We start from the raw sequence: 21,791 nt of genomic DNA, 5'->3' as shown, positions 1-21,791 counted from the left end.
TCATCCTCTTTCCCATGCTAGCGCTGGGATTTCTGGCCTTGGCGCTGTCCTTGTACGACACCCGCGACGAATTGCGCCGTATCAGCTTGTCTTTGCAGGCCGAGGAAATCGCCCACGATTTCCAAACGCATGATTTTCTGGACAAATTGCCGCGCTACTACGCTGACGGTGAAATGTCCTATTCGCTCTACAACGCGCAAGGCGGGCTGCTGCAGATATCAGACAACCTGGACAGCCCCCGGCGTCTTCGTCCTTCCCGGCCCGAAGACGAACTGGCCTTGTTCAAGCTGCCACAGCGTAGTGGCAACATCGTTTCTGTCTCCGTCACCCTGTCCAATGGTGACATTCTGATGGTCGCCAAACGGGATGAACGCGAACGCGAGTTGATCGGTGCCTTGCTCCAGGCGCGGATGTGGCGCTCCCTGATGCTTTGGCTGCCCTTCTGTGCCCTGAGCCTGCTCTTGATTACCTGGCTTGTTCACTGGACATTGCGTCCTGTTCGGCAAGCCGCCGAGCTGGCCGCTACCCTGGGGCCGGCACAACCCGAACTGCGCCTGCCCGTCAGCGAATTGCCCACGGAAATTCGTCCACTGGCACACGCAGTGAACCAGAGTCTGGACCGGCTGATGCAGGCTTATGAGCACGAACAGCACCTGGTCGCTGATGCAGCCCACCAGCTACGCACACCCTTGGCGGTCATGTCCTTGCGTCTGCAAACAACGGCTCAAGCACAACAGAAAGACTGGGATCTGTTACGCGGGGACATCGCCCACCTGCAACGTCTGCTTAGCCAGTGGTTGAGCCTGGCGCGCAAGCAGGAGCAAACCATGGCACTGCCAGACCAGACAGCCCTGGCTCCACTCTGTCGTCGCGCCATGGGCGAGCTCTGGCCGCTTTTCGAGCAGGCAGGCCGCGAGCTGCAGTTTCAGGATGATAGCCAGCAGGACATCGTGCAGGCCTCCGAAATGGATCTGGCCGAAGCCATTGCCAATGCGCTGGACAATGCCCTGACCCATGGCTCCGGCACGGTCACCTTGCATCTGCACCAGCCACAGCCAGGCTTGTGCGCCATCGATATCATTGACCAGGGCCCCGCCCTGGATGAGGGAACGGCAAGCTTGGTCTTTGAACGTTTCCACAAACAGGACAGCGGCAGCCAAGGAGCGGGATTAGGACTGACCATTGTGCGCCAAATCCTGTTGCGCCATGGCGGGCAAGCCTTGTTCCTGCCCGGCTCCCGCTGCACCCTGCGCTTGCTGCTTCCGCTGGATACGCAGGCCCAGGTGGCCTCTGACAAACCAGGCGTTTAGCGTTACACTCGTCCAGTTGGCCTCCCCGGCCAACTACGTTCTCAGGGCGGGGTGCAAGTCCCCACCGGCGGTAATGGCACTAGCCTAGCCCGCGAGCGCCTGGCATTGGTCAGGGACAGCAGACCCGGTGTGATTCCGGGGCCGACGGTATAGTCCGGATAAAGAGAGAACGGGATATCCTCAACCACCTGTACAGGAGTCATCCTGCTATGGGCTTGAGCTATCCTGCTTCCTGCATGCCCTGTTTTTGTTGTCATAAAACAGGAAATCAACATGAACAGTATTACCCCAGCCAATCTTCTGGCTCCCCGTATCGCCTTTATTCAAGCTTGCTGGCACAAGGACATTGTGGATCAGGCCCGTCTGGGTTTTATCGACGAAGTCAAAGCCATGGGCCATGACAGCAGCCTAATCGACTTCTTTGAAGTGGGCGGCGCCTTTGAAATTCCGCTACATGCACAACGTCTGGCCCAATCGGGACAGTACGCTGCTGTAGTCGCTGCGGGTCTGGTGGTTGATGGCGGCATCTATCGCCACGACTTTGTGGCTACCGCAGTGATTCAAGGTTTGATGCAAGTCCAGCTCAGCACCAACGTGCCCGTGTTTTCGGTCGTGCTGACTCCACACCATTTCCATGATGGCAAAGAGCACCACGATTACTTCCATCGTCACTTTGTGCTCAAGGGCCAGGAAGCGGCCCGTACATGCCTGGATACCGTGAGCAAGTTGCAGGCGCTGCCTGCGGCATCTGTCGCCGCTCTCTAAACGGCAAGGCGGCCTGAAAAGGCCGCCTTCAATCCCGATCCTTCGGGCTGCGTTAACTCGTAACGCCAACACTGGCCGAGGTTCTTCGGCCATGCATCTGGTAACTACTGTATCAAGACTGGTTACGCTTGCGCGACGAGTCTATACCCAGCTGTTTGAGCTTGCGGTACAAGTGGGTGCGCTCCAGACCAGTACGCTCCGACACGCGTGTCATGCTGTGATTTTCGCGACGCAGATGATATTCAAAATAAATGCGCTCGAACTCGTCACGGGCTTCACGCAATGGCAGATCCAACGAGATACTGCCTAGCTGGGACTCATCCTGCTCCACTTCAGGCACGGCCATGGCTGGCGCCATGCCGGGAACCATGCTGGCTGTTTCGGGGCGGCGATCACCACCCTGAACCACTGGGCGGGCAGCGGCTGCCAGCGCCTTGGGCGCAACGGTACGCTCCAGACCGGAGGCGACGGTCTTGAGCAGGCGCTGCATGGTGATGGGTTTTTCCAGGAAGTCCACCGCACCAATACGGGTTGCTTCCACCGCGGTATCCACCGTGGCGTGGCCACTCATCATGACCACTGGCATATCCAGCAAGCCTTGGGAGGCCCACTCCTTGAGCAGGCTGACACCGTCAGTGTCTGGCATCCAGATATCCAGCAAGACCAGATCGGGGCGGCCCCGCAAGCGTGCCTCGCGAGCCTGGGCGGCATTCTCTGCCAATTGCACGGTGTGCCCTTCGTCGTAAAGAATTTCCGACAAAAGTTCCCGAATGCCGATTTCGTCATCAACTACCAGAATTCTGGCCATAAAACGTCACCTACGTGATTTTTACGCATTATCGTTTGCTCGCCGCCCAGAGTCCAGACGAATATGCTGGCCAGCAAGCCGGGTAAAGAGGATGGAAATGCGAGCCCCCCCCTCACGACGATTGGAAACATCGATTCTGCCGCCGTGCTCCTCGATGATTTTCTTAACTATAGCAAGTCCCAGACCCGTGCCGGTGGGCTTGGTGGTTACGTAAGGTTCAAAAACGCGCACCAGCATCTGAGGATCAAAACCAGGCCCGTTATCTGAGACCACAAAACTGACCGCATCAGAAGAATCGGAACCTTCTACGCCCGCAATCATGGTTTTAACAAATACATGCGCCTGGTCAAGTGATTGATCCTGGGCCGCCGCTTCACGAGCATTGGCCAGCAGATTATGGATAACCTGACGCAGCTGCGTCGGATCCCCTTGCACCATGGGCAGATCAGGGTCCAGCTCCACATCAATCGCCACACTATAGCCATCGTCCCGGACCATGCCTTCTTCCGGGTCCCAACCATATAAAGTCAGCACTTCGGTAATCAGCTCATTCAGATTCAGCGCTTGCATCTGAGTAGCAGGTTTACGGGCATACTCCCGGAAATCTTCCACCATCTTTTTCAGCGAACTCACCTGATTGACGATGGTATTGGTATAGCGCAGCAACATGGCAGCATGGACTTCATCCAGCTGCGACTCCAGTTTCATGGCCAGACGTTCGGCAGACAACTGAATAGGCGTTAATGGGTTCTTGATCTCGTGTGCCAGGCGTCGAGCCACCTCGCTCCAGGCCACCAGACGGCTGGCGGAAATCACGTCGGTAATATCGTCAAACACCACCAGATAGCCGGTTGGCTGACCATCTACACGCAACAAGGTACCACGGGCCAAAACGGTGACGATAGTATCACGCGCTTCATTACCTTCTTGCATTTCCAATTCAAACTGCTGCTGCCAATAAGGATGGTCCGAGCCCATGGCCTGATGCGTGGAAAAGGCTTCACGTATCACCGAGGCAAAGGTCATGGCCCCTTCCAGCGTTTCCAACGGGCGACCTTTAATCGAACGCAGATCCACCTGCAAGATACGCTGCGCCCCCTGGTTGAACATGGTGACGCGGAACATCTCATCAAAAGCCAGCACACCACTGGACAGGTTGCTGAGCACCGACTCCAGGTACATATTGGAGCGCTCCAGCTGCAGACGATTTTTCTCGACCATGCGGCGCGCTTCATCCAGCTGTCGGGTCATGGCATTGAAAGAGCGCGTCAACTGGCCAACTTCATCCTTGGCGGGCGGCTCAGGCAAAGCCCGGTAATCCCCTACCCCTACCGCTTGCGTCCCGGCAGCCAACGTCAACAAAGGACGCGTCAGGCGACGAGACAAAGCCAGGGCAGCCGCCACAGCCGTAAACACCGCCAGAATCAAGGCCAGCGTCAGCGTAATACCGTAGAGCTTGCGCAAGCCCTGACGAGACAAGGCCAGCTCCTGATAGTCCCGGAAACCTTGCTGCACCTGGTTGGCATTGCGTGCAATCTTGTCCGGCACAGGCTGAATGACCTGCAGCCAGCGCGAGTCTGCCGTACCACTCAAGGTTGCTGCAAAGCGATTGGGATCGGCCAATGGTAGAACCGTGCGCAGACGCAAACCTGTGGACTCTGCGGGAACCCCGCCTTCGTCCAGACCGTTGTCGTGAACAGGCGCATCATCATCCACCTCGGCAGCCGAATAGCGGCCTGCAATACGCAGCTGATTCATCACGCTGGACGGCGGCATATCAGGCAGCAGCGTGTCGTAGCGGCCCGAGGAAAAGGCAATCAGACGACCATTGCCCGAAAACACCATTGCCTCCGTCACCCCGCTGTTTTCACGCAAGGAGATCAGCAAGCTGCTGTACTGCGCGCTGTCCGCCTTGTTCAATGCCGACACCATTTCATTGGCACGACCTTCCAGCTCATTGAGCTGCGAATCCAGGGCGGCGCGGCCCAGGCTCAGGCCCGATTCCAGTGCCGTATCCACCCGCACGTTGAACCAGGACTCGATCGAGCGCGACATGAACTGCACCGAAAGCAGATAAATCAGCGCCCCCGGAATAATGCCAATCAAAGTGAAGTAAAAGGCGAAGCGCGCCGTCATGCGGGCACCAAACTGACGCCGACGGATTTGCCTGAACAGACGAATCGTCAGCAACAGCACCCAGGAAATCAGCGTGGCGGCCAGTACACCGTTGAGCACCAGCAGCAAGTCATACTGCTGCGCGTAGCGCGAAGCGTTGCCCGTAGACCAGACAAGAAGCGAAAACAGCGCCAACGCGCTGACACCCGCTCCAAACAGAGCGGTGCGCAAGATCCAACGTATCAAGGTTGGGGCTCGTCGACGGAGACGGAAAAGGAAAAGGTTTTCCATGGAGTAGCCAGTGTCCAGGCAGAACTATTGATGGCGTCCACTTGAAACGGACGGGCCAGCAAAGAGGTATCCAGGCGCAGACGCACACGACCCTGGTATTCCTGGTCGCGGTCCAGATCAGCCACGTACGCCACGGCCCAGCCGCGGATATGCCGCAGCATGGCCAGTGCGTCATTCATGGAGGATTCGGGTAAAGACAGGTCACCCGTGCCCACGCGCCACTGACGGGTCAGGGCGTTGTACACAACCCGCCAGGTTTGTTGTTCTTTAACAACGTTTTTATCAAACCAATACCAGCGGGGCTGCGCCAACTCCACTTCAACCGTGAAATACAGCGGCACCCCTTTCTCGGCAGCGGTGCGCAATTCCGGGCTTAACTCGAATTCGACATCCGCGTCGATATACAGTTTTTCATCCCGAATATGGGGCTCGACCTTGACGACCCGCTCTCCCGACGTAGCGACCGGCACAATGGTATTGGCCGAGCTTAGCGCGCAGTTGAAAATCAGCAGAAAAGACAGAAAAACGCGCCACATCGTGATTAACCGCAAAAAGGACAAAGTCAGAGCCCTAATTGTGACAAGTCAAACCGGGCGCGTAAATAAGGCGTAGAAAAAACCGTCGCCATCTGCCAGCGATCGTCCCGCAACGCCGGGCAAAATCTGGCCAGGAGAGTCCAAAAGCTGCGCCTCGGGATGACGGGCCAAAAATGCCTCGACCTGTTGCTCCCCTTCAGCTGGGAAAATCGAGCAGGTCGAATACAGGAAATGCCCGCCGGGCTGCAATGTGGACCACAAGGCATCCAGTATAGAGCTTTGCAAACGCGCGGTATCGGCAATGTCCGACTCGCGGCGCAACCAGCGAATATCGGGGTGACGACGCACAATACCCGAAGCGGTACAAGGCACATCAGCCAGGATGGCATCAAAGGGCTGCCCATCCCACCACTGAGCAGGACGAGCCGCATCGCCCCGTTTCAATTGAACTTTGTCGCTGGCCAGGCCCAGACGACGCAGGTTATGACCTACACGCTCCAGACGTTCACCATCCGAGTCCAAGGCCAGCAAGGAAACATCCGCCTGTTCCAGCAAATGGGCCGTCTTGCCACCCGGAGCCGCGCATGCATCCAGCACGCGCATGCCATCCTTGACCGGCAAGAGCAGCCCCGCTTGCTGAGCCGACCAATCCTGCACCGACCACCAGCCCAGATCAAAACCAGGAATCGCCTGAACCGGCATCGCCTTGTCCAAGGTGACGGCACCCGTGCCAGGGCTGCTGGAAGCAATACCGGCCTCTGTCAGCACAGCCTGCAAACGCTCCACTGAACAACGACGCTGATTCACGCGCAAGGTCAAAGGCCCAGGACGATTGGCCGCTTGCAACAGCGCTTCCCAATCACGCGGGTAAGCACGGCGCAACTCCTTGACCCACCAGCCGGGGTGATTCCAGCGTGCTTCAGGGCGGCTCTCCACCTGAGACAGGATCATCTTGCGTTCACGTGTAAAGCGACGCAGCACCCCGTTCACCAACCCCTTGGACAGACGCAGCGCAGCCTGGCTATCAGCCGCACGCACAGCCTGATCCACCACCGTATGCACGGCATAGACCGGCACATCCGGGCGATCCTCAAAAGTCTTGGCATCCTCTTGCACACGCATGGCTGTATCCAGCAAGGCCAGCGACACCATCAGCAAGGCATCCAGCCAGGTATTGCTGGGCTGGCGTGGCACCAGCGTGATACGAATCTGACGGGCATGGCCCAGACGGCGCAAAACATGGAAGCTGACAGACTGCACCGCCGCACGGGCAGGCGCTGGCGTTGCAGCCAGGCTTTCAGTCAGGGACTTGCCTGCCAGCACGCCTTCAATATTGCGCGCGCTCAGCAGCATGACTTCGGACAGGGGCAAAGAGGGGGAAAGATGGGTGTCGGACACAGAACAACCGCTAGAAAAGAAAAATATGACTGCGACTGTAGCACTATTTGCCGCATAAACCGGGCTCAAACGCACAAGATCCGTACGCATCCGGGCATGGGACGGTAAAATCAAGCCTATTTCCCAATTTCGAGCCCTCAAGCTCCAGAAGGACCCTCTATGAGCGCCCCCAAAGTCGGATTCGTGAGCCTGGGTTGTCCCAAGGCCCTGGTCGATTCCGAACGAATTCTTACCCAGCTGCGTACCGACGGCTATCAGATCACCCCCAGCTACGACAATGCAGATGTGGTGGTGGTCAATACCTGTGGCTTTATCGACAGCGCCAAGGCCGAATCGCTGGAAGCGATCGGCGAGGCACTGGCTGAGAACGGCCGCGTCATTGTCACCGGCTGTATGGGTGTGGACGAAGGCCTGATTCGCGACGTGCACCCCTCGGTGCTGTCCGTCAGCGGCCCCCAGCAATACGAACAGGTACTGCGCGCCGTGCGTGAAGCCGCGCCGCCTTCGCTGGATCACAACCCCTATATTGATCTGGTTCCCCCACAAGGCATCAAGCTGACCCCACGTCACTACGCGTACTTGAAGATTTCCGAAGGCTGTAACCACAGCTGCAGCTTCTGTATTATCCCGTCCATGCGCGGCAAGCTCGTCAGCCGTCCTGTCGGTGATGTACTGGGCGAAGCCGAGCGTCTGGTCAAGGCCGGCGTCAAAGAACTGTTGGTGATCTCGCAGGACACCAGCGCCTACGGCGTGGACATCCGCCAGCGTACCGGCTTCTGGAATGGTCGCCCCGTCAAGAGCAGCATGCTGGACCTGAGCGCCGCCCTGTCCGAACTGGGTGCCTGGGTGCGTCTGCATTACGTCTACCCCTACCCACACGTGGACAACATCATCCCGCTGATGGCTGAAGGCAAAGTGCTGCCGTACCTGGATATTCCCTTCCAGCACGCCAGCCCTTCGGTGCTGCGTTCCATGAAGCGCCCTGCTTTTGAAGATCGCACCCTGTCGCGTATCAAGCAATGGCGTCAGGACTGCCCGGATCTGACCATCCGCTCCACCTTCATCGTGGGCTTTCCCGGCGAGACCGAGGAAGACTTCCAATACCTGCTGGACTGGATGACCGAAGCCCAGCTGGATCGCGTCGGCTGTTTCCAATACTCCCCCGTGGAAGGCGCCCCCGCCAACAAGCTCGACGGCATCGTCCCCGACGAAGTCAAACAAGAACGTTGGGAGCGTTTCATGGAGCATCAACAAGCCATCTCCACCGCTCGCCTGGCCGCCAAAGTGGGCCGCGAAATGGATGTGCTGATTGATGAGATCGACGAAGACGGCGATGCCGTAGGCCGCTCCAGCGCCGACGCTCCCGAAATTGACGGCAACGTCTTCATCACCAGCGAACAAAAATTGGAACCCGGCCAGATGGTGCGCGTGCGCATTACGGATTCCAGTGAGTACGATTTGTTTGGTGAACAGATCTAAGCACTGGCTAGTCCTGATAGCCTGATCAAGCCAGTGAGGTCACAATGACCACACTGGCTTTTGTACACAAGCCCCTCATTAACTTCCCTGCTCACCTGCTCTGCTGCCCAGCCTCTTCATTCAGGCATAGGCGGCCCGGCACATTACCCAAGGATCTTTCATGCCTGTCTACCAATTAGATCAACACGCCCCACAAATCGACGACAGCAGCTTTGTTGCCGCAGAGGCCACCCTGATTGGCAAGGTCGTATTGAAAGAGCACAGCAGTGTCTGGCCCGGCGCTGTTATCCGTGGCGATAACGAAACCATTACCGTTGGCATAGGCTCGAACGTACAAGAAGGTGCCGTACTTCACACCGACCCCGGCTATCCCCTGGATATTGGTAACCACGTCACCATCGGCCACCAAGCCATGCTGCACGGCTGTACCATCGGTGAAGGCGCGTTGATCGGCATCCAGGCCGTCGTGCTGAACGGTGCCGTCATCGGTCGCGATAGCCTGGTCGGTGCCGGGGCACTGGTCACTGAAGGTAAAGTCTTCCCGGAACGCAGCCTGATCATCGGATCACCCGCCAAAGCCGTGCGCACCCTGAGCGATGAAGACATTGCCAAGCTGCGCCAGAACGCCAGTGTTTACGCCGAGCGCGGCGGTCACTACAAAACAGCCTTGAAACGCATAGACTAAAAAAGCAAGTACACACTGGCCCCTCTTGGCAGTGCACCACGCAGTTGAAGGTCACTTACACAGTCTCCAAACGGAGAGCGACGACGCCTGGCGCTGGCAATCCGGCCAGTCCTGATCTCTGCCAACCCTGCCATCGCCGTTGGCGATGGCACGTTGACAGATGATTGATTTGCAAGGAAGAAAACGGGTCCTAGAATGAAGGCGTCAATCTAAAAACCACCTTCAGAGACAGATTCCTATGAAAACCTACCGCATCGGCCAGATCGTTCCCAGCTCCAACACCACTATGGAAACCGAGATTCCTGCCATGTTGCAGGCTCGTTACGCCGAGTTTCCTGAAGAACGCTTCACCTTCCACTCCTCGCGCATGCGCATGATGCACGTGAACCCCGAAGAGCTGAAAGCCATGGACATTGCCAGCGACCGCTGCGCGGTTGAACTGAGCGACGCCCGTATGAGCGTGATGGCCTACGCTTGCCTGGTTGCCATCATGGCCCAAGGCGACGGCTACCACCGCGTCTCGCAAGCCCGTCTGCAAAACACCGTTAAAGAAAACGGCGTGGAAATTCCTGTGCTGAGCTCGGCCGGTGCCCTGGTCGATACGCTGAAAGAATTCGGCTACAAGAAAGTCTCCATCATCACCCCTTACATGAAACCGCTGACCAAGCGCGTGGCTGACTACATCGAAGCTGAAGGCATCGAAGTTCAAGACTCCATCAGCCTGGAAGTGTCGGACAACCTGGAAGTGGGCCTGCTGAACCCGGAAAACCTGCTGGAGCACGTCAAACGCCTGAACCACGACGGCGTGGACGCGGTCATCCTGTCCGCTTGCGTACAGATGCCTTCCCTGCCCGCCATCCAGCGCGCTCAAGACCAGATCGGCAAGCCCGTTCTGTCCGCTGCTGTTTGCACCGTGTACCAAATGCTCAAGACCCTGGGTCTGGAAACCCGCGTACCTAACGCTGGCCACATCCTGTCGGGCGCCAAGCCACAAGCCTGATCAAACAGGCTTAGCTGTACAAAGCCCTGCCGACATACAGTCGGCGGGGCTTTTTTTATGTTTAGACCTCATCAAAGCCTGCTGTAAAAACCGCCGTTGTGCCGGCTCATAAACAACCGCCAAGGCACGAACAGCCATTCATCGTCGATACAGGCTGATGCCACCCTCTGCTACTACATCCATATGGGCATATGGCGTAGGACGATGATTCTCTACGCTGCCACAGTCACCCCATGTGCAGATCAGCAAAAAAAAGCGATATGATGCCTGCATGAAACTGGACCTGCTGACCCTCAAACTGTTTGTCCGCATACTGGAAGAAGGCACGATCACCCAAGCGGCGGAGCGTGAGCATATTGCTGCGGCTGCGGTCAGCCGCCGGATTGCAGATCTGGAACAGTCTCTGAACACCACCTTGCTGCTGCGTACGAACAAAGGTGTCAGCCCGACCGCAGCAGGCCTGGAACTGCTGTACCGCTCGCGCGCATTGCTCAATAGCGCGCAAGAGATCGAAACGCGCCTCCAGGCGTTCTCGCAAGGCCAGCAAGGCCTGGTGCATATCCTGGCCAATACATCGGCTATTTCTCAGTTTCTGGCCGAGCCACTGGGCGAGTTTGGACGTCTGCACCCGGCTATTCCCCTGCAACTGGAAGAACAAACCAGCCTGGACATTATTCGGGCCCTGGCAGAGGGTAAAGCCGATCTGGGAGTATTTACCCGCCTGCCCTACGCGGCCGACATCGAGGCCTATCCTTTTCGCAGTGACAAGCTGGTCGTGCTGGTGCCTCTCAATCACCCCTTGGCTCAGCATGAAAAAATCCGCTTCGAGCAAACGCTGGAGCATGAGCAGATCACGCTGCTAACGGGCACGCAGCTGCATTACCAGATCACCAAAATCGCCATGGAAGCCAACCGCTCCGTGCGCATTCGCACCGAAGTGTCGGGCTACGACGCCATGTGTTTGCTGATTAATGCAGGCATGGGTATTGGCATCTTGCCGCGCAAGAGCGCCAGTATTTATCAGATCCCCAATACCCGTGTGATTGAGCTGGACGAAGAGTGGAGTCAGCGAGAAATTCTGATCGGTGTGCGCCGCCGCAGTGACCTGCAACCGAGCGCAGAAAGCTTGCTGAGCTTCCTGCTCGAGAGCGGCGCTTAAGAAAGCCGACCTTAGCCGGTGCTACGGCCAAGGTCATATCGTCTAATAAGCAGGCCCGGCCTTTACAACATAACTGAGACAGCGCAGCTATCCGCAAGACACCTGGCGATCTAACAAGCTTTAGTAAGCTGCGCCGGGCTGAGCAGTTGGCACCTCGACCTCGTCCTTGAATTGAGCCAACAAAGCCGTTGCCGCCTGTCGCAACAACACTGCATCCACCCCTACGGCCACAAACAAGGCGCCCAAGGACAAATAGTGATGCGCTGCCTCGACATTCGCCTGCAGGATTCCGGGGGCCTTACCCGCCTTGCTAATACGCACAATCGCGTCCTCAATTGCTGACAGGACATCCGGGTGCCCCGGCTCAGTTAAATACCCCATGCTGGCCGCTAAATCCGCCGGTCCGATGAAAATACCGTCCACGCCCTCTACCGCCAGAATCTCGTCCAGATTATCCAGTGCCTCGCGAGTTTCCACCTGACAAATCACACACATTTCCTGATTGGCCCGCGCCACATAGTCGGTAGTCGCTCCCCAGCGAGCAGCACGTGCCAAGGCTGCACCCACCCCTCGAATGCCATGAGGCGGATAACGTGTCGCAGCAACAGCCGCTTTGGCCTGTTCAGCGTTTTGCACCATGGGAATCAACAGATTCTGAGCCCCCATATCCAGCAGCAGCTTGATCTGCACGGGGTCATTCCAGCTGGGACGCACAATCGGCGCGATGGGATGAGCCGAGACGGCCTGCAACTGCGCCAGCAAGGTCTGTATCGTATTGGGGGCATGCTCGCCATCCAGCAAAATCCAGTCGTAGCCCAGGCCAGCACAGAGGTCCGCTACATAAGGGCTGGCCAAGCCATGCCACAAACCAATCTGGGACTTGCCCTGCCGCAAAGCCTGCTTGAACGCATTTACCGGGTGCTTCATGTCCTCTCCTTGTCACGTGCTTAGGCGTCAAGCAAGCAGTGTAAAGCGCACAAGACGGAAGTGAGCATGAGTGCTGACTATTTTGAACAAGCGCATCATCATGCATCGCCCTCAGGCACGAACAGGCAAAAGAAACGGCCCACTGCATGGGCCGTATGTCTTATTGCATTGGCTAACGAGCTCACAAGGCCTGGCCGACCTCTTTCACCAACTCCCCAAAGCGGGGCGTAGTGCGATCTCGTGGGCGCGGCAGATCTACCTCTATCCGGGCGCTGACACCGGCCGGGCTGCCACCCAGAACGATAATGGTATCGGCCAAAAAGACAGCCTCATCAATATCGTGCGTCACGAACAGAACCGCTGCCGAACTGCGCTGCCACACCTGAACCAGCTCGTCCTGCAAGGCCTGACGAGTCAGAGCATCCACCGCAGAAAAAGGCTCATCCATTAATAGCAAATCGGGTTGCACAGCCAAGGCACGGGCAATGCCAATACGCTGCACCTGACCACCCGACAATTGATGCGGCCAGCGGTCTTTCAGATGCGCCAAACCCACCTGACTCAAGGCGGCATCCACACGCTGATCGCGCTCTTCACGCGGCAGGCCCAACCCTTCCAGACCATAAGCCACGTTGGCAGCAATACGTCGCCACGGCAAGAGGCGGCTGTCCTGAAACACGAAGGCGTTGGCACGACGGCCAGGACTATCTTGCAGATTGGATCTCAGATGTCCGAAGCTGGGCTGGCTCAACCCGGCCGCCGCACGCAGCAAGGTGCTCTTGCCTACGCCCGAACCACCCACAATCGCTACAAAATGCCCTGCCTGCACTTCCAGATTCACATCGCGGATCACAGGTGCAGGCGCACCGGGGTACTGAAAACCAAACCCCTGAAACTGGATCAAGGCTGCCATTGAAGTACCCATTTGTTGAAAGCCAGAAAGAGCATATCGCACAAGGTGTAGACCACCGAGATGATCAACATATAGACCACAACCGCATCGTAAGCACCCACACCCGCAGCGGCATTCATTTCCTGACCCATGCCAGGCACACCCAGCAACTCGGCCGCAATCAGCGTCATCCAGGCTTGACCGATACCGGCACGCACACCGCTCAACAAGCCGGGGCTGATCGCTGGCAAAACCACCGTCCAGGCGCGAGCGAAATAGGAGTTATGTCCGAAAGCCGCAGCCAGCTCGTAATAGCGGGGGTCTACCGAGCGCACCGCACTGTAAGTCGCAAAGTAATTCAGCCAGAACACACCAATTGCAATCACAAAGGCTGCGCCAGTATGGCTGACCTTGAACCAGGCAATCGCAAACACCACCCACGCCAAGGGCGGGATAGGACGCAGCAAGCGCACCAAATAAGCTTGCAGCAAATCAAAGCGATGAATAGTTGCCGCCGCCAGACCAAAAGCAATGCCCAAGAAGGTGCCTATGCCCAAGCCCCAGAAGTAATGCACCAGACTGGACTGAGCAGCAGGCCAGAGACGACCGGCTTCAATCTCCTGGAACAAAGCCGAGGGCAGACTCAACGGATCAGGCAGCGTACCGCGCGGAGCCCAGCCATAGACATAAGCCAGGCGCCACACCACGATGAACAAGGCCAAGCCGGCGACCCCGTAGACAACCCGCTCCAGACCGCGACGCCATAAGGCATCAACCAAGGCCCCCGAAGGTGCTGGTGCCGCGGCGGGCAAACTGGCTTGTTTCGCAACGCTCATTACGGTGCTGCCTTCTCATAAAAGCGAATATCAAACAGGCTTTCAACATCATCCAGCTTGGTCGCCAGCGTACCTAAAGAAACCTGGAAATCCTGCAGCTGAACCGTGCCATCAATAATCTTGCGAGGGTCAGGCTGGAACTGATCACGCGAACGCTCGATAGCGGCCTGCACAATGTCTTTAGGCAAGCGACCACCGCCTACATACTTCTGGACATAAGGCGTTGCCTTGGCAGGTTCGTCGCGCAGCATGGCAGTGGCACGCAGGTGAGCATTCACCAAGTGCTGAACCAGATCAGGATTGGACTTGATCAGACCTTCACGTACCAGCAATACCGAACCGGGTTCATTGGGGAACAGCTCACCACCATGAGCCACGATTTTGGCATCAGGCTGGCGTTGAAGAATCTGGCTAACGGTAGGTTCCAGAATGGCGGCGGCATCAACCGCGTGATTGCTCAAAGCCTGTTGAATCTGGGCCTCGCCCTGGTAAATAACCTCGACCACATTCGGGTCTACTTTCAGCATATTGCGTAGCCAGTACTGCAAGGCAGCCTCTGGCACAGCCCCTTTGGGGTAGCTGGCAACCTTGGGCTTGTGACCCTTCTCTTGGGTGAACTTGGCGACCGCCGCTGCGAAATCAGGTTTGTCCGCATCCAGATAAGCGGCCAGATCGCCAATAGCGACCACGCTGACCTGTTCCACGATATTGGAGGCCACAACTTTGACGTCGGCCTCTTTAGCCTTGGCCACCAAAGCGGGGCCAATACCCACATAGGCCACGTCCAGCTGACCGGCGATCAAGGCCTGAGTCAGCGCCGGACCGCTTTGAAACTGGACCAGCTTGGGCTCCGCTTGCCCCTCTGGCAATAAGTCGCCAGACCCTAAGCTCACGAACAATTGAGCGGCAGGCATGATGGGCAAATAGCCAATCTCCAGCGCTTGCTCGGCAGCCTGTGCGGAGACGGAAACAGAGAGGGCAAGAAGGCTGGGGGCTAAATAACGGGAAAACATAACGATCTCGTGAAACAGGCGAAAACTGAAGCTTAAACCTGTTGGGGAGACGCATCTTTATTTGTTTATAACGAAAAGAAATTAAAATGCATTTCTTTACACAATATCCTGAAAGCATTAACCGTTGACAAAAAAGAAGCCGTCAATCGTCCGAGCAGGAGACACTTTGCAACTCCAGGCACCAATCAGGATGCCTTGTGTCTACTGCTCCAGTCCGCATATGCTCACAAAGCTAGAGCCCCCATCAACCTTGAGCAGCCTGTCTAGCGCGCAGTTACAGACTACTGAGTAACTTCGTAAAGTTACTAACAAACAAGGAAGACCTGAAATTATCCCTTAAAATCATAGAATTAGATGAAAACCCCTCGTAATTCGCTATAATTTTCCCTGCCTTCACCAAAGCATCTTTCTGATCTTCATAAATAAAGTCTCGACCGAAAGCCCCTACTAGTTTCTTATGCGCATCAATTTTAGAAAGTAGTACAGGCAGGCCAGTACAAATAGCCTCAGCAGCAGACAAGCCGAACGACTCACCTTGAGAAGGCGAAACAAATATGCCACCAGCGCCTTTGAGGGAATGAAAAAACCGAGACACAGAATAAAAGGGGATGGATGGGAGCACTACCACTCGCCCAAGCATTTTTCTTTGAGCTATCTCTTTCCTGACATCCACCTCTGGACTTCGGGGTCCACACATTACTCCCATAAACCTACCTGGGTATCGCGTCTCAAGATCCAAGAGCAAGTCCAAATAAAACTCAGGATTTTTCAACTTGTCCATTCTGCCAAGAAAACACAGTGGGGTCCGACTCCACCTCGGTAAGCAGCGCAAAGAACTGTAGTCTTCCTCTAGATCCCACGGGACAAAATTTTCAAACACATGAATATGATGTTCAGGGATCTGATACCGTGCCCCGACCTCTTTTCCAAAATCTTCACTAGGTACCACCACCCCCAAACAGGACGAGCGTTTCTTTGCCAAGTAGCCTTGATTCTCTCGGTATGCAGTATGGCACTCTATAAAGTAAGACCAAGCTTTATTTTCGAAAAGGTCCAAAACCTCCGGGCAATCAATAATAAAATTCACATCGTAACTATTATCAATTGAAAATCCAACATCCACCTGAACGTCCAAGTCATACCGAGACAGAGTACTCTTAAAAGCGGTCAAGCCACCCGAATCATGCAAAAAATGAAAACAGATTTTATACTCAGATGATTTATCCAGGAGCACTCGAGCCCTATTTATAAGAACTCTCTCAACACCACCTAGTGTTGCCCAGGGATAAAAAAAGCGAATTTTTTTATTCATATAAAATGCTCATAGTAGGCTCCCCCCTAACCGTGCCTAAAACCTGCTCAAACCGCTTATCCCAAGTACAATCAGCCAGAAACTCCTGAACACAGGCGTAATTTACATTTAAAGCAAGTAAGTTTTCCAATTTTTCCGCCACGTTGTACTTATCCGCAACCTCCGTAAAGGGATAGGACTGCAAATGCTCTATCCCCGTTACCAATACAGGTAAACCAAAATACAAATACTCGTAAATTTTTATAGGATCAACCGAAAGCGCCAAATCTCCTGCCTTAAAAGGAATTAATGCTACACTCCAATTTTTAACATAAGCATGCAGATCTTTTGGCAATATTTTTCCAATCAAACTAACATTTTTAAACTGTGTTAACTTTTCAGAAACCCAATCAGGTTCACCATATCCAATAATTTCAAAATGATAATTTTTAAATTGTGCAGCCAAGGAAAATAAAAGATCCCATTCGAACCATGCATCAGTTAAATGCCCCACATACCCTATAACTTTAGGTCCCTCACTACTGGAGCTGTCCAGGCTGATCATGGCACTGCTTTCACCAATGACTGCAGAACTAAAACCATTACCTACTACTTTTATATCGTTACGTAGGTGCAAAAACTTTTCACGCAGTGCTGGTGTCACCACTGTTACCCCGTCAGCACTAAGAACAGCTAATTCTTCTGCTTCTGTCTTATACCAAGGAGCTTGTCCTGCTTTAAAAAACTCCTCCCAGTTATCCATCACATCATATATAATTTTGAACCCTTTGCTTCTTAAAAGATACATAGGATCAACTAGGATTTCCGCAGGTAAAGTAGCCAGATAAATAGATTCTTTCCTATCTCCTTTTAGCAATGGAAGGTATTTTAAAAACTCGTATAAAGACACCTGCCAAACATTAGGATACACCTCAGAATCAGCCTTCTCCTGTCGCTCGTCAGGACTCCACTGCCAAGAGACAAATAGTGTCCTTACACCATCACCGGAAAAGCATTTCGCAAAATTTATGGGCCGTTGATTAACAAGCTCATCAAATTCAAAGCCACAAGGTACAATCGCTAAGCTTTCACTTTCGTTAGCCATTAAAAGCCATTGTGGAGCCTCCAGAATACTAACACCCTCTTGCTGGCTGACAAAACCAGAATATCGTCTACTAAGATATTTAGCCTTTAATCCATTAAGCCTTTGTTTAAAAACTTCTGGCAATATCTTATAAATGCTTTTTAGAACATAGTGAAAAAAATTATGCAACTTAATTTTCTTTGAAAAATCTCCGGCCATTCGCAAAGGCTTAGTAAGCCTCCAAGAAGTAGAAGCCTTCAACATACAAATTAAATCCTCCTTCTGCCGAACAGCGTTTTTCAACTCAGAAATTTGATCTTGCAAAAATTTACTATCTTTCTTTTGCTGCGCCAAATTATCCTTAATACTTATTAATTCCGTAGAAACTTTATCCAGGGAATGCCTTAAAATTTTTGCAAATTCATACTCACGATGCCAGCTTAACGAGTCATAGCCTGCCAACTGCTCATTGGTCACTCCTGAATCAATATGCATATCACCAAGGAACGTTGAGTGATTGAATGCCCATGCCGAATCTGCATAGACGAGAATAACCTGATCTCCGTCCCACATTGTGTCAGCAAACAAACTACAATCAACGACTTTAGACCAAAAAAGATTAAATCCACCTATGCGCGTAGGAAGATTATCCTTAGTAAAGGTGAAAAAATGCTCATCTATGCGCTCATATTCCCTATAAGGCAATGCAAAAATTAATCCTAATTTGGCCTTCGAGGATATTTTTTTTATAACGTCAAATGGATTATGGAAATGCTCTAGGGTATTTGAGGAAAAAACAAAGTCATATTCTTCTTCCTGATTAGAATATTTTTCATGCAACCAATCTTCCGTTAAAAATCCTATTGATCCATAACGCGATTTAGCGGTAAGAATTGATTCCGAAGAGAAATCCACACCGGTTAAATTCTTCGGATTAAAAACCTTCGCTAAAGCATCAGTTCCATCTCCCTGTGCGCACCCCCAATCCACAATAGTTAACTCTTCTTTTTTAATTGCTCTAATGAGCCAAGAAGGAAGATTATCTAAAGTAACATTGGCGAAAAATCGAGATTGAGCAGGACCAGAATTATCTTCCCAATCGCTTGCAAATCGACTATTCCAATAATCGCGAGAATTAATATTTTTGTTCATACTAGGCCACAGACTCAACTTCTATTTCGGGACAGAAAACACCAAACATTTTCTTATCGCTGGTGCTTACAAAATAATGTGCACCTTCATAGTATTCATAATAATGTATATCAGTGCTATTTCTTTTCTCTATAGTTGCCACCAATAAATACTTACCTGGCGACAAATAATTCTTAAGCCTAAACTCAACTTTCCTTTCCATCGCGTAAGGCGCACAATCAAACTCTTCGAGATGTGTCGCCACCAATATATCATTTCCCTTTAAATCTTTTATAGAAAAAGCAACAGTTAAATCTTCTCTGACGATATCTTCAGTTAATTTATATTTAATTTTAACCTTGATATCCATACCCCATTCAATAAGATCAACTCGCCTTCCTTCCTTATCCTGAATAGCTGCATATTTAATAATTCCGATATTTGAGCCCCAATGCGACGAAGGCCGGTCATCAAGATTTTGCTCAAGTTGTGGTACAGAAGATTCAGACATAATCTGACCGACTGGCGCTACGGACTCTATATCACTATCGTCCTTAAACATGTATTCCATATATTTACTAGTGATTGGGAATACATCTCCGATATCAATCAGTCGCCCCCTATCCAACCAAAGAACCCGATCACAAAGAGTCCGCACACTAGATACATCATGGCTAACAAAAATAATTGTCGCTCCAGACTCTTTTATCTCATTAATTCTACGCATGCATTTCGCCACAAAACGAGCATCTCCGACCGCAAGGGCCTCATCAACTATCAGTATTTCTGGTTCAACATGAATCGCAACAGAAAATGCTAAGCGTGCATACATCCCACTAGAGTATGTTTTTACTGGCTGATCAATAAAATCTTCTAACTCGGAGAATTTGATCACATCACCAATTTTTTTTTCTATTTTTTCTCTTGGATATCCCAGTATGGCTGCATTGAGAAAAATATTATCTCGCCCCGTAAACTCCGGATTAAATCCTGCACCAAGTTCTAGCAAGGCCGCAATCCTACCTTGAACCCTAATACTTCCCGTACTAGAAGCCAGAGTCCCACATATCATTTGCAACAAAGTAGACTTTCCACTACCATTTCGACCAATTATTCCAAAAGTTTCTCCTCGATAAATACTAAGGCTTAAGTTTTGCAAAGCAACAAATTCTTTATAATATTGTTTTTTGTGTTGCAGCATCTGTTTTAGACGATCCGAAGGCTTGTCATAAATTTTATACACCTTAGAAACATCTTTTATAATGATCATCTCAGAGGACATCAGCAAATCCTTTCTTCAATTTCTTGAAAACACCAAACGACATAAACAAGAAAATTATTGAAAAAAACAAAGAAAAAAGACTTAAGCCAATATCTGGAAGCCTACCCCAGTACACTACATCTCTAAAAGATTCAATATAAAATGAGAGGGGGTTTAAATATAAAAAATTTTGAAATTTAGCAGGAAGAGCCTCTATAGGATAAAATATTGGCGACATAAACATTAAAATCGTAGTTGCAATCCCAACAAATTGACCTACATCTCTTAAATACACCCCTATCGCAGAAATTAGCCACACACATCCCAAAACAAAAAAAATTAATGGAATTATATACAGCGGAGCTAGCAATATAGTGAGACTTGGGATTCCTACTAAAACAAAATAAGCAACTACCCAAACAAAAAAACTTACAAAAAAATTAAAAAAAGCAGAACCTACAGCCACGACCCCCAAAACCTCAATCGGGAAAACAACTTTTTTTACGTAATTAACATTGCTCAAAACAAGAACTGGAGCTCTATTTACGCATTCTGAAAAAAAGTTAAATACGATAAGCCCGGCAAATAGAATCAAGGCAAACTCAACTCTATTGCCACCAGAAGTACCCCAGCGAGCCTGAAAGATCACACTAAACACAAAGGTATAAACCAGAAGCAAAACCAAAGGAATCAACAAAGACCACAACAAACCAAGGGCAGAGCCTTTATATTTCGTCTGAATATCCCTGAAAATCAATACTTTTATAAGATACCGATTTCTTATTAAATCAGAAAATATCATAAATCAACACTATGAAAGCAAGACAATAAAAAAGTCAGCAAAAACCTAATAACGTCCTACAAGGTGATGTCCCAAAAAAGAACAAAAAAAACGAATAACTCACCCTTCTGGGTAGCTCACAATTTCTCGGCTCCACATACCATCTCCACCCGCTAAATACGACGATCATTGCCATAGCCGGTGTACCCTATACAGCTGGAAACAAGGGTGTCATTTTCTCAGCCCTAGCCAACCAATCATTCTCGTCAGCCAACTGACGCATGCGAGCTCGGTACTCCACATCGTCCTTCACCGCAAAGGCTCGCTCGATTTGCTCCAGATATTCGTCAAGAAAAGCGGCTGAAAACACCTCGGGGTAGCAGGTACACTCATCCATCGCCGAAGTCACCACCACAGGCACTTCTAACGAAAAATACTCGAAAAGCTTCAAGGGTGAAGTCGTACGAGCGATTTCACCGGGTTCAAACGGAATAATCGCGATATCAAAGCGCTGGGCATAGGCGGGAAGCACCGCATAATCAATCGCCACCAGCCACAACACATTAGCCCGCTTGGACAACTTCTCAATGCCACCGTAATAATCCGGATCCAAGTACACAAATCCGTGATCTGGCACACGCTCAGCCAACTCATTGAGCACCTCGTACCACAACCACGGTGCCAGGGCGCCATTTTAATTGCTTCTGGCCGTGTCCCAAAAACCGTCAGAATCTTCATGAAACTCCCTTGATACCTCAAAATGGGAAAGCGTCCAGTTAGTGAGTTGGAGCACCCCTTATTAACGCCACTTTACACGCTTAGCATGCCTGCCCTGCGACTGCCGACAACAAGACGTATCCATTCTTCAGAGGGCATGTGCTAGCGCCTCAGACCGTTAACAGCACTCGCTTGGCCAGGCCCTTGTGAGCCCTCTATAGCAATCAAATGTCTCGTGTAAGCGAACCCGCGTAGTCTTGCCTTCTGATGATAAGATCTAATCATCAAAACAGGTATTCTCTATATCATCCA

Annotated in this window: 19 protein-coding genes and 1 riboswitch; of the genes, 6 read left to right on the top strand and 13 right to left on the bottom strand. The window is 52.3% G+C overall.

Features of this window, described 5'->3' with window-relative positions:
• Positions 1-14: 14 nt before the first annotated feature.
• Positions 15-1,310 (top strand): HAMP domain-containing sensor histidine kinase, encoded by a 1,296-nt coding sequence (locus tag Q9R35_RS11540; RefSeq protein ID WP_311219883.1) that lies wholly within the window; start codon positions 15-17, stop codon positions 1,308-1,310.
• 33 nt (positions 1,311-1,343) lie between these two features.
• A riboswitch (FMN riboswitch) is annotated at positions 1,344-1,485 on the top strand.
• A 98-nt stretch (positions 1,486-1,583) separates the two neighbouring features.
• Positions 1,584-2,075, top strand: a complete 492-nt coding sequence (locus Q9R35_RS11535) for a 6,7-dimethyl-8-ribityllumazine synthase (protein WP_045929568.1) — start codon at positions 1,584-1,586, stop codon at positions 2,073-2,075.
• Positions 2,076-2,187: 112 nt separating this feature from the next.
• Here Q9R35_RS11535 and Q9R35_RS11530 read toward each other — a convergent pair whose 3' ends face one another.
• Genes Q9R35_RS11530 through rsmB form a run of 4 tightly spaced genes read right to left on the bottom strand, consistent with a single transcriptional unit; the run spans position 2,188 to position 7,178 of the window.
• The gene (locus Q9R35_RS11530) at positions 2,188-2,883 is read right to left on the bottom strand and encodes a response regulator (protein WP_042486795.1); all 696 of its coding nucleotides are present in this window, start codon (positions 2,881-2,883) and stop codon (positions 2,188-2,190) included.
• A gap of 21 nt (positions 2,884-2,904) precedes the next feature.
• Positions 2,905-5,241 carry an ATP-binding protein gene (locus tag Q9R35_RS11525; RefSeq protein ID WP_035270606.1) on the bottom strand — a complete coding sequence of 779 codons (2,337 nt, stop codon included), beginning with the start codon at positions 5,239-5,241 and terminating at the stop codon, positions 2,905-2,907.
• The gene (locus Q9R35_RS11520) at positions 5,241-5,825 is read right to left on the bottom strand and encodes a DUF4390 domain-containing protein (RefSeq protein WP_042486797.1); all 585 of its coding nucleotides are present in this window, start codon (positions 5,823-5,825) and stop codon (positions 5,241-5,243) included. Before Q9R35_RS11520 ends, Q9R35_RS11525 begins: the two co-directional genes overlap by 1 nt.
• 48 nt (positions 5,826-5,873) lie before the next feature.
• Entirely contained in the window at positions 5,874-7,178 is a 1,305-nt protein-coding gene (rsmB, locus tag Q9R35_RS11515; protein ID WP_311219923.1) for a 16S rRNA (cytosine(967)-C(5))-methyltransferase RsmB, read from the bottom strand.
• A gap of 204 nt (positions 7,179-7,382) precedes the next feature.
• Between rsmB and rimO the strand changes: the two genes are divergently transcribed.
• The 4 genes from rimO (at position 7,383) to Q9R35_RS11495 (ending at position 11,546) form a co-directional block, all read left to right on the top strand.
• Positions 7,383-8,702 carry a 30S ribosomal protein S12 methylthiotransferase RimO gene (gene rimO, locus Q9R35_RS11510; RefSeq protein ID WP_042486799.1) on the top strand — a complete coding sequence of 440 codons (1,320 nt, stop codon included), beginning with the start codon at positions 7,383-7,385 and terminating at the stop codon, positions 8,700-8,702.
• Between the two features lie 160 nt (positions 8,703-8,862).
• The gene (locus tag Q9R35_RS11505) at positions 8,863-9,387 is read left to right on the top strand and encodes a gamma carbonic anhydrase family protein (protein ID WP_149720863.1); all 525 of its coding nucleotides are present in this window, start codon (positions 8,863-8,865) and stop codon (positions 9,385-9,387) included.
• A 238-nt stretch (positions 9,388-9,625) separates the two neighbouring features.
• Positions 9,626-10,387, top strand: a complete 762-nt coding sequence (locus Q9R35_RS11500; protein ID WP_042486802.1) for an aspartate/glutamate racemase family protein — start codon at positions 9,626-9,628, stop codon at positions 10,385-10,387.
• 271 nt (positions 10,388-10,658) lie between these two features.
• Complete coding sequence (locus Q9R35_RS11495) at positions 10,659-11,546, top strand: LysR substrate-binding domain-containing protein (RefSeq protein ID WP_063691677.1); 888 nt, start codon at positions 10,659-10,661, stop codon at positions 11,544-11,546.
• Positions 11,547-11,666: 120 nt separating this feature from the next.
• Here the strand turns inward: Q9R35_RS11495 and hpaI are convergent, their stop codons facing one another.
• The 9 genes from hpaI to Q9R35_RS11450 form a co-directional block, all read right to left on the bottom strand.
• Positions 11,667-12,473, bottom strand: a complete 807-nt coding sequence (gene hpaI, locus Q9R35_RS11490) for a 4-hydroxy-2-oxoheptanedioate aldolase (RefSeq protein WP_311219882.1) — start codon at positions 12,471-12,473, stop codon at positions 11,667-11,669.
• 181 nt (positions 12,474-12,654) lie between these two features.
• Entirely contained in the window at positions 12,655-13,386 is a 732-nt protein-coding gene (locus tag Q9R35_RS11485) for an ABC transporter ATP-binding protein (protein ID WP_311219881.1), read from the bottom strand.
• Positions 13,374-14,201: an ABC transporter permease gene (locus tag Q9R35_RS11480; protein WP_172401081.1), complete on the bottom strand. Its 828-nt coding sequence runs from the start codon at positions 14,199-14,201 to the stop codon at positions 13,374-13,376. The genes Q9R35_RS11485 and Q9R35_RS11480 overlap by 13 nt, the downstream gene beginning before the upstream one ends.
• On the bottom strand, positions 14,201-15,214 hold the full coding sequence (locus Q9R35_RS11475; protein ID WP_063691600.1) for an ABC transporter substrate-binding protein: 1,014 nt from the start codon (positions 15,212-15,214) through the stop codon (positions 14,201-14,203). Before Q9R35_RS11475 ends, Q9R35_RS11480 begins: the two co-directional genes overlap by 1 nt.
• 274 nt (positions 15,215-15,488) lie before the next feature.
• A complete protein-coding gene (locus Q9R35_RS11470; protein WP_311219880.1) occupies positions 15,489-16,526 on the bottom strand; it encodes a glycosyltransferase family 4 protein in 1,038 nt (345 codons plus the stop codon).
• The gene (locus Q9R35_RS11465; RefSeq protein WP_311219879.1) at positions 16,519-18,741 is read right to left on the bottom strand and encodes a methyltransferase domain-containing protein; all 2,223 of its coding nucleotides are present in this window, start codon (positions 18,739-18,741) and stop codon (positions 16,519-16,521) included. The genes Q9R35_RS11470 and Q9R35_RS11465 overlap by 8 nt, the downstream gene beginning before the upstream one ends.
• 1 nt (position 18,742) lies before the next feature.
• Positions 18,743-20,002 (bottom strand): ABC transporter ATP-binding protein, encoded by a 1,260-nt coding sequence (locus Q9R35_RS11460; RefSeq protein ID WP_311219878.1) that lies wholly within the window; start codon positions 20,000-20,002, stop codon positions 18,743-18,745.
• Complete coding sequence (locus tag Q9R35_RS11455; protein WP_311219877.1) at positions 19,992-20,783, bottom strand: ABC transporter permease; 792 nt, start codon at positions 20,781-20,783, stop codon at positions 19,992-19,994. The genes Q9R35_RS11460 and Q9R35_RS11455 overlap by 11 nt, the downstream gene beginning before the upstream one ends.
• A 187-nt stretch (positions 20,784-20,970) precedes the next feature.
• Entirely contained in the window at positions 20,971-21,399 is a 429-nt protein-coding gene (locus Q9R35_RS11450) for a hypothetical protein (RefSeq protein WP_311219876.1), read from the bottom strand.
• Positions 21,400-21,791: the final 392 nt, after the last annotated feature.

Origin of the sequence: Alcaligenes sp. AB3 (assembly GCF_031844565.1) — a bacterium.
Classification (GTDB): domain Bacteria; phylum Pseudomonadota; class Gammaproteobacteria; order Burkholderiales; family Burkholderiaceae_B; genus Alcaligenes; species Alcaligenes faecalis.
The sequence above is the reverse complement of the archived record's forward strand: the minus strand, read 5'-3'. Positions and strand labels throughout refer to the sequence as shown.

What these genes read in the sequence shown, in the direction of transcription:
- Q9R35_RS11500 (WP_042486802.1), top strand. Translation starts at nt 9,626, where the DNA reads ATGAAAACCTACCGCATCGGCCAGATCGTTCCCAGCTCCAACACCACT.
- Q9R35_RS11535 (WP_045929568.1), top strand. Translation starts at nt 1,584, where the DNA reads ATGAACAGTATTACCCCAGCCAATCTTCTGGCTCCCCGTATCGCCTTT.
- Q9R35_RS11530 (WP_042486795.1), bottom strand. Translation starts at nt 2,883, where the DNA reads ATGGCCAGAATTCTGGTAGTTGATGACGAAATCGGCATTCGGGAACTT.
- Q9R35_RS11540 (WP_311219883.1), top strand. Translation starts at nt 15, where the DNA reads ATGCTAGCGCTGGGATTTCTGGCCTTGGCGCTGTCCTTGTACGACACC.
- Q9R35_RS11485 (WP_311219881.1), bottom strand. Translation starts at nt 13,386, where the DNA reads ATGGCAGCCTTGATCCAGTTTCAGGGGTTTGGTTTTCAGTACCCCGGT.
- Q9R35_RS11495 (WP_063691677.1), top strand. Translation starts at nt 10,659, where the DNA reads ATGAAACTGGACCTGCTGACCCTCAAACTGTTTGTCCGCATACTGGAA.
- Q9R35_RS11465 (WP_311219879.1), bottom strand. Translation starts at nt 18,741, where the DNA reads ATGAACAAAAATATTAATTCTCGCGATTATTGGAATAGTCGATTTGCA.
- Q9R35_RS11505 (WP_149720863.1), top strand. Translation starts at nt 8,863, where the DNA reads ATGCCTGTCTACCAATTAGATCAACACGCCCCACAAATCGACGACAGC.
- rsmB (WP_311219923.1), bottom strand. Translation starts at nt 7,178, where the DNA reads ATGCTGCTGAGCGCGCGCAATATTGAAGGCGTGCTGGCAGGCAAGTCC.
- hpaI (WP_311219882.1), bottom strand. Translation starts at nt 12,473, where the DNA reads ATGAAGCACCCGGTAAATGCGTTCAAGCAGGCTTTGCGGCAGGGCAAG.
- rimO (WP_042486799.1), top strand. Translation starts at nt 7,383, where the DNA reads ATGAGCGCCCCCAAAGTCGGATTCGTGAGCCTGGGTTGTCCCAAGGCC.
- Q9R35_RS11520 (WP_042486797.1), bottom strand. Translation starts at nt 5,825, where the DNA reads ATGTGGCGCGTTTTTCTGTCTTTTCTGCTGATTTTCAACTGCGCGCTA.
- Q9R35_RS11460 (WP_311219878.1), bottom strand. Translation starts at nt 20,002, where the DNA reads ATGTCCTCTGAGATGATCATTATAAAAGATGTTTCTAAGGTGTATAAA.
- Q9R35_RS11470 (WP_311219880.1), bottom strand. Translation starts at nt 16,526, where the DNA reads ATGAATAAAAAAATTCGCTTTTTTTATCCCTGGGCAACACTAGGTGGT.
- Q9R35_RS11475 (WP_063691600.1), bottom strand. Translation starts at nt 15,214, where the DNA reads ATGTTTTCCCGTTATTTAGCCCCCAGCCTTCTTGCCCTCTCTGTTTCC.
- Q9R35_RS11455 (WP_311219877.1), bottom strand. Translation starts at nt 20,783, where the DNA reads ATGATATTTTCTGATTTAATAAGAAATCGGTATCTTATAAAAGTATTG.
- Q9R35_RS11480 (WP_172401081.1), bottom strand. Translation starts at nt 14,201, where the DNA reads ATGAGCGTTGCGAAACAAGCCAGTTTGCCCGCCGCGGCACCAGCACCT.